Origin of the sequence: Maribacter sp., assembly GCF_039968975.1 — a bacterium.
Lineage (GTDB): Bacteria > Bacteroidota > Bacteroidia > Flavobacteriales > Flavobacteriaceae > Maribacter.
Genome location: NZ_JBDVOT010000148.1, coordinates 1 through 7,756, shown reverse-complemented (window position 1 = coordinate 7,756; position 7,756 = coordinate 1). Strand labels below are relative to the sequence as shown.

The window sequence follows — 7,756 nt, the reverse complement described above, 5'->3', positions numbered from 1 at the left end:
GCTGCACCGTTCGCAGTGGGTTGGGCTTGACGGCGCACCGACGACGCAGACGCTGAACTTCCACACTCCGGTATCGGAGCATGTAGGACTTGGACTATCGGTGGTGAACGACGAGATCGGTAACGGTACCAACCAGGATACGTATATAGACGCGGCGTTCAGCTACACGGTCAACACGTCGGAGGAAGGAAAGCTTTCGTTCGGTCTAAAGGCCGGCGGGCACCTGTTCAACGTGGACTTTACCAAACTGAGGAACTACGGTGCGGAGAGCAATCTACCGAACATCGACAACAAGTTCTCGCCGAACTTCGGTGCGGGCATCTATTACCATACGGACCAGTTCTATGCTGGGCTATCGGTACCGAACTTCTTGCAGACGGAACACTTCGACAGTTCGGATACGAACAGTTCGAGTTTGATCGCGCAGGAGCGTATGAACTTCTATTTGATCACGGGCTACGTGTTCGAACTAAAGAACGACGTAAAGTTCAAACCTGCGGCATTGATCAAGGCGGTAAAGGGAGCACCGTTACAGATGGACCTGAGCGCGAACTTCCTTTTCAACGACAAGTTCTCTTTGGGAGCAGCGTATAGATGGGACGCGGCGGTGAGCGCGCTGTTCGGTTTTCAGTTGAACGACCAGTTGATGTTGGGGCTTGCCTATGACAAGGAGACTACCGATCTTGGGGCGACCAGGTTCAACGACGGTTCCTTCGAGATCATGCTGAGGTATGAATTTTTGAACAAGTACAAACGAGTGATCACCCCAAGATTCTTTTAATAAAAAACGACATGAAAAAAACAGGATATATTTTTTGTGGGCTTGCGGTGATGGCCCTGATGGCAAGCGCTCAGGACAACAAAGTAAAGAAAGCGGACACGAAGTTCACGAACTACGCCTACGCCTCGGCGATACAGTCGTACGAGCAATTGGTAAAGGACGGTTATACCGAAGAAGAGGTGTACAAGAATTTGGGCAACGCGAACTATCTGAACGCGAACTACGAAGAGGCATCGAGCTGGTACGGCAAGCTGTTCGCACTTGAAGGCGCTGACATCGACCCGGAATATATGTACCGCTACGCACAGACGCTAAAGTCTTTGGAAAAGTATACGGAATCCGACCAATGGATGGACAGGTTCAACGGCGCAAGCGCCACGGACCAACGCGGTGTACTATATAGCGAGAACCAGGACTACCTGGAGCAGATCGCGGAACGCTCGGGGAGGTACGAACTGAAGAACATCGGGCTGAACTCGAAGGTATCGGACTTTGCGCCCTCGTTCCATGAAGACGGACTGGTCTTCTCCACGGCAAGGGACAGCGGACTGCTATCTAAGAACATCCATAAATGGAACAACGGTTCGTTTCTGAACCTATATAAAGCTGAACAGGACGACCAAGGGAATTTCACCGATGTGGACAAGCTGAGCAAGAAGCTGAACAAGAAGACCCACGAATCGTCCACGGCATTTACCAAGGACGGACAGACGATGTACTTTACACGTAACAACTCCGATGACGGTAAGTTCGAAAGGGACGAGGAAGGCGTGAGCAGGTTAAAGATATACAGGGCGACCAAAGAAAACAATGAATGGAAAAATATCGAAGAACTACCTTTCAACGGGGACAGCTACTCGGTGGCGCACCCGACCTTGAACAAGGACGAAACGAAACTATACTTTGCCTCGGACATGCCGGGCACGAAAGGGCAATCCGATATCTATGTAATCGACATTAACAAGGACGGCAGTTTTGGTACACCGCAAAACTTGGGAGAGCGGATCAATACCGAGGCAAGGGAAACCTTCCCCTTCGTGACCCAAAGCGATAAACTCTATTTCTCATCGGACGGTCACCCGGGACTAGGGGGATTGGACGTTTTCGCGACCGACCTGAAGAACGAAAGGGGAGAAGTGTTCAACGTAGGACGTCCCTTGAACGGTGAGGAGGACGACTTCTCGTACATTATAGACGAAGAAACGAAGAAAGGCTTTTTCGCATCGAACCGAAAAGGAGGACAGGGGAACGACGATATCTACAGCTTTGTAGAAATGACGCCGTTGGACTTCACCTGCCATACAAATATCACGGGAATAGTAAAGGACGAAAAGACCAATGCACTATTAACGGATGCATCGGTAACGGTATACGACAAGGACAACCAGGTAGTATCAAGTTCGAGCACGGACGATAAGGGAGCTTTCGAGATGGAAGGCAACTGCGCGAAAGGTAGTTACAAAGTAGTGGCGACCAAAACGGACTATGAGGACAGTACAAAGACCTTCAATACTGAAAAATCGGAAGATGTAACAGGAATTGAAGTAATGTTGGTCCAAGTGGATAACGGTGCACCGATAGGTACGGATCTTGCGAAATATCTGAACATAGAACCGATCTATTTCGATTTCGACAAGTATTTCATCAGGGAAGATGCCAGGAACAGTATCGAAAAGGTACTGGCATACCTTAACGAATACCCGAGCGTGAAGGTACAGGTACGTTCGCATACGGATTCACGGGCCAAAGACAGTTACAACATGAAATTATCCGCGAACAGGGCAAAGGCAACGGCGGAATATCTAGTAGCGGCTGGTATCCCAAGTAATAGAATTTCATATGAGGGATATGGCGAAACGGAACTTACGAACGATTGTGACAACAATGTTCCATGTAGCAAGGAAAAGCATCAACTGAACAGACGATCGGAGTTCGTAGTGGTAGAATAATCAACATAGACCAACACATATTGAAAAGGGAAGGAGCATAGCTCCTTCCCTTTTTTTGTTTTAAAATAAGACTACAAAGCTCGTGTGTATTTCGTCCGATTTTTTAAATGAGAACATGAAATAGGATGTAATTTATGACTACAAAAACATGAAATTCTTACAAAAATAAAAGTTCTTGAATCCGTTGAAATTATAGGTCTTATCGATGAAATGCATCTTTTTAATAAATTTTCATATATAAAAATGGTCATTTCACAACATTTTATTCTTGATAGACAACAATGGTAGAACTATCAGTTCATTCTCATATTATATTTAGGGATAATAAAACGATTAATGTAGTATAAAGATTACATTTATATTTGTTGATATTGCTCGAGAACTAAAAAAATATCTAAGCAGTACAAACAGAAAATTATAATACAACCATAATTTCCTTATTGACCATCCCCCTTCAATAGCACATAATGAAAATAAAGTCATCAAATATCAGGAACAAAATACTAACCTTAGTACTATTTCTTTTTTTCATTGGTAGTTCTTACGCTCAACTAAGTGACTTGCATTATATGCCTCCACTTACATCTGCCAGAGCAGGATATATAAATCAACAATCCGTATATCTCTCCACTCCAGAAACAATACCTTTTAATGTAAATATATACATTGGTACTTCATTAACACCGGCAGCAACTGTTTCAGTATCAAATACAAATCCGTTTACTTATGTTTTACCCACACAACAAAATGGAATCACACTACTTCCCTCTGCCGAAGTTGGTTTCGTAAGCACTTCCGCAGGCTTACGTTTCGAAGCCCCTGGCGGAGAAAAGTTTTATGCCAATTACAGAGGTCGTAGTAACGCTCAAGGTGCATCATTAACATCTAAAGGTCGTGCTGCATTAGGAACTCATTTTAAATGGGGAGGGATTCCTTTTGTACATGATAGGAGTATTTACAATTCTGCTTTAGGGATTATGGCTACAGAAGATAATACAACGGTGACCATTTCTGATTATGATACAGATTGTGTTTTTAGATTAGGTGCAGACCCTATTGGTTTAACAGATGACACCATAACAATAACATTAAATAAAGGAGAATCATATGTTTTAGAGGCAGTAGGTAACAATGGTGATTCCAATAGATATGGTTGGGTAGGTGCAGATGTAACATCAGATAAAGATATTGCCATAAGTAACGGTAGTATACTTATAGGAGTTCTTCCTGGATCTAACGTACAAGATGCTGGTATAGACCAACCCGTACCTATTGATATTATTGGTCGTGAATATGTTTTTATTAGAGGTGGTGGTACAGATGCTTTAGAGTTTCCTGTTATTATTGGTACTGCAAGTGGTACTGATATTTTTGTGAATGGATCTGCAACCCCGATTGCCACAATAAATGAAGGTGAGTATTTTATAGTGCCAGGATCAAACTATTCTGGTTCTAATGCTGGTAGTAATTTAACCGTTGTAACATCAAAAAACGTATATGCATACCAATGTTTGGCTGGTAGTACTTCAGCAGCTACAAACGGAATGAATTTTATTGCTCCTGTAAACTGTTTGTTACCGAATAATGTAAACAATATAAGTACTATTGAAGATTTAGCAGGTTTATCAATTAGTGGAAGTCTAACAATATTAGCTTCTAATAGTACTCCCGATGCCAATATTGTAGTAACAGCAAATAATATCCCCGTTACCTTACCCGCATCTATTCCGGCTACAGGCTTACCTTGGAAAAGTTTTTATATTCCTAATTTAACAGGTAATATTAAAGTACAATCTACTGGTGCAATTGCCGTAGGAGTTGTTGGATTAAGTGGAGCGTTGGGTACAGGAGGGTATTTTTCTGGTTTTGATACCGTTCCTGTAGTAGATTACTCTATTTCAGGTTCTGGATGTTTAGGAAGTACAATAACTGTTACAGAGGCATTTGACGCCTACCAATGGTATAGAGATGGAGTACCAATACCAGGAGAAACCACCAGTAGCTACACTCCTACTCAAATAGGTGAACACTATGTAAACGTTTCTAAAAGTGGTTGTGATTACAACTCTAATGTTATAGAGGTTTTTTATTGTAATCCAGATATTTTTATTAATAAAACATCTGATAAAACAACAATATCTGAAGGTGAAACTGTGACTTTTACAATTACCGTAGAAAGTCTAGGATTAGATAATACTACTGGCTTAGTAATAACAGATAACTTACCACAAGGATTAACACTTGTAAGTGCTACTCCTAGCAAAGGTAGTTGGTCTGCTCCAAACTGGAATGTTGGTGATATGGTTAAAGGAGAAAAGCAATCTTTAGTTCTTGTTGCCAGTGCCGATGATATAGATGCTCCAATTCCTTCAAAAAGTATTACAAATATCATTTCTAACACACAAGATCAAACAGATTCTAATTCGTCTACAGATGACACAACAGCTATTATTACCATAGAAAACTTAGATGATGATAATGACGGAGTACCAGATACTGTAGACCTCTGTGAAGGTTTTGATGATACTATAGATTCAGATCTGGATGGAATTCCTGATGGTTGTGATGATGATGATGATAATGAAGGTATTTTAGATGTTGATGAATTTAATAAAGACTGTGGTTTAGTTCCTACTAACAACATTCACTTTACAGATGCATCGTACAATACAATTGCTTTAAACAGCAATGATGGTGATTTAATAGCTTACATTAAAGATTTTGATAATGATATAACTGCAGTTGCTACAACAACTATAGGAACAGGAACATTCCCTACTGGAAACCCCAATTATACAGATGGTAGTGTTCAAGTAGATATGCAGACTCGTAACTCAAATTCTAATATTACAGGTACAACTACTGAAATTATATTTTCAGAACTGATACTATCTACAGAATTTAATGTAAGGAGTTTGGCAAGAAATGCCTCTGGCAGTTATAATGAAAGTCAGAATATTAAATTTTATAATGGCTCCGTTCAAGTAGAATTTACAGCAGATATATATTCTACAACAGGCACCGTTGGTTCAGGAGCATCTTATGATCCTGTTACTGGAGATGCTGTTGCGGCCATTATTGGAGGAGGTGCTCAAGAAGCTAATTTCAGATTTAATATAGATAAAGGAATCAATAGAATTGTTATCGCACAATCAGAAAATGCTAATGCAGATAATATTGGTTGGAGAGTAAACACATTATGCTCACTGTACATAGATACAGATAATGATGGTATTTATGATCATTTAGATTCCGACAGTGATAATGATGGTTGTCCAGATGCTTTAGAAGGCGATGCAAATTATGATTATGGAGACTTAGATGGTAGTTTTAGACTAACTGCAACAGTAAATGCTGCAGGTATTCCTGGAGGAGTTTCTCAAGGTATAGGAACTTCTGTTAATAATTTACTACAAGCTGATGAATGTTCTGAATGCTCCCCAAATCATCCGTTATATAATGATGCGGATGGCGACGGTGTAGGTGACGCTTGTGATGAAGATAATGATAATGATGGTATAGTAAATGATTTAGAATGTACGCCAGCAAAAGGCTCCATTTTAACGGGTGATGATACACTATTGCTAACAGGAGAATATAATAATGGTAATGGCGTAAGTCAACAGTTTACGATTACATCTACCGAATATAATATTTTAGATAAAACTGGTTCTGCCGATGATGGTTTACAAGTAAGATGGAACCAAGGAACAGATCCAACGGTAGAAATGACGCTTATGTTACAAGAGCCTGTAAATGCAGTACAAAATGCAATTAGAGTTTCCTCTTTTGAGCCTAATAGTGCCGTAGGTAATATTCAAAATGCAGATAAAACGGTTACGATTACATGGCCAGGTGGTGGTACGGCAGTATTGTCAGATCCATTGGGTGAAACAGACTTAGGTAACGGTGCCGTGATAACATCGGGTACTCCTTTTCAAGTGGCTCCAGATGCTGCTGGTTTATCCAGACTTGTACCAGATTCGCAATGGTCATTATTGATTGACACCAGTACGGGCATAACTTTTCCTATGGATATTGGTTATTTTGCAGATGGTACTATAAATTCAAGTGCTAATCACGTAAATGAAGGTTTTGCCTTTAGATCGGTTTTAGATTGTGATAATGATAATGATGGTGTAGCAAATACGCTTGATTTAGATAGTGATAATGACGGAATTTACGATGTTGTAGAATCAGGCGGTACAGATGCAGATGGTAATGGTATTGCAGATGGCGCAATAAGCGCAGAAGGTATTCCTAATACAGCTGGGACAGGTACAGTTGCAACAGAAACAACAGCTGGTACTCCAGATTTTCTTAATGTAGATAGTGATGGTGATACCTGTTCAGATGCTAACGAAGCATATGAAAGTAGTACTGCCGATAATGGCGATGGTTCTGAATTTGATGACGCTGATACTTCAACTGTTGGTGATGGTTCAGGAAAAATATTAGCAAACGGATTGGTAGCTGCAGCTGCCTATAACACGGGCGCTGTAAGTGCAGTTACTACTGAAGATTTAGATTTGGATGGTGACGGATTAGTTGGGATTTGTGATTTAGATGATGATGGCGATGGCGATCCAGACACCACAGATACTGATCCTTTAGATCCGTGTGTATATAGTACAAATCAGGTTGTAGCTAATGCTGAAACTAGTTGGAATGATTTAGACTGTGATGGTGATGGGGAAACCAATGGATTTGAAGTAACCAATGGTACAGATCCATCTGATCCTTGTGAGGTTACCGTACCAACGGTTCGTGCTCCAGCTGATGAAAATTATGCAGTTTGGGCAGCGGAGGATTGTGATGCTGATAATGTAGACAATGGTACAGAGGTTACCAATGGTACAGACCCTTTTAATAATGATACAGATGGTGATGGTGTTCAAGATGACGCTGACAGTGATGCACTAGATCCTTGTGACCCAGTACAAGCAGCAGGCTATACTGGTTATGATGCCGGCAATACTATTTGGGCAGCGGCAGATTGTGATGGTGACGGAGTTACCAATGGTAC

The 7,756-nt window shown here is 41.1% G+C and carries 3 protein-coding genes; all 3 read left to right on the top strand.

Annotated elements, in window-relative coordinates:
• Positions 1–781 (top strand): type IX secretion system membrane protein PorP/SprF (locus ABJI11_RS10060; RefSeq protein ID WP_348350420.1); only part of this gene is annotated, 781 nt, incomplete at its 5' end.
• A gap of 11 nt (positions 782–792) precedes the next feature.
• Complete coding sequence (locus tag ABJI11_RS10055; protein WP_348351758.1) at positions 793–2,730, top strand: OmpA family protein; 1,938 nt, start codon at positions 793–795, stop codon at positions 2,728–2,730.
• Between the two features lie 467 nt (positions 2,731–3,197).
• Positions 3,198–7,756 (top strand): thrombospondin type 3 repeat-containing protein (locus ABJI11_RS10050; protein WP_348351756.1); only part of this gene is annotated, 4,559 nt, incomplete at its 3' end.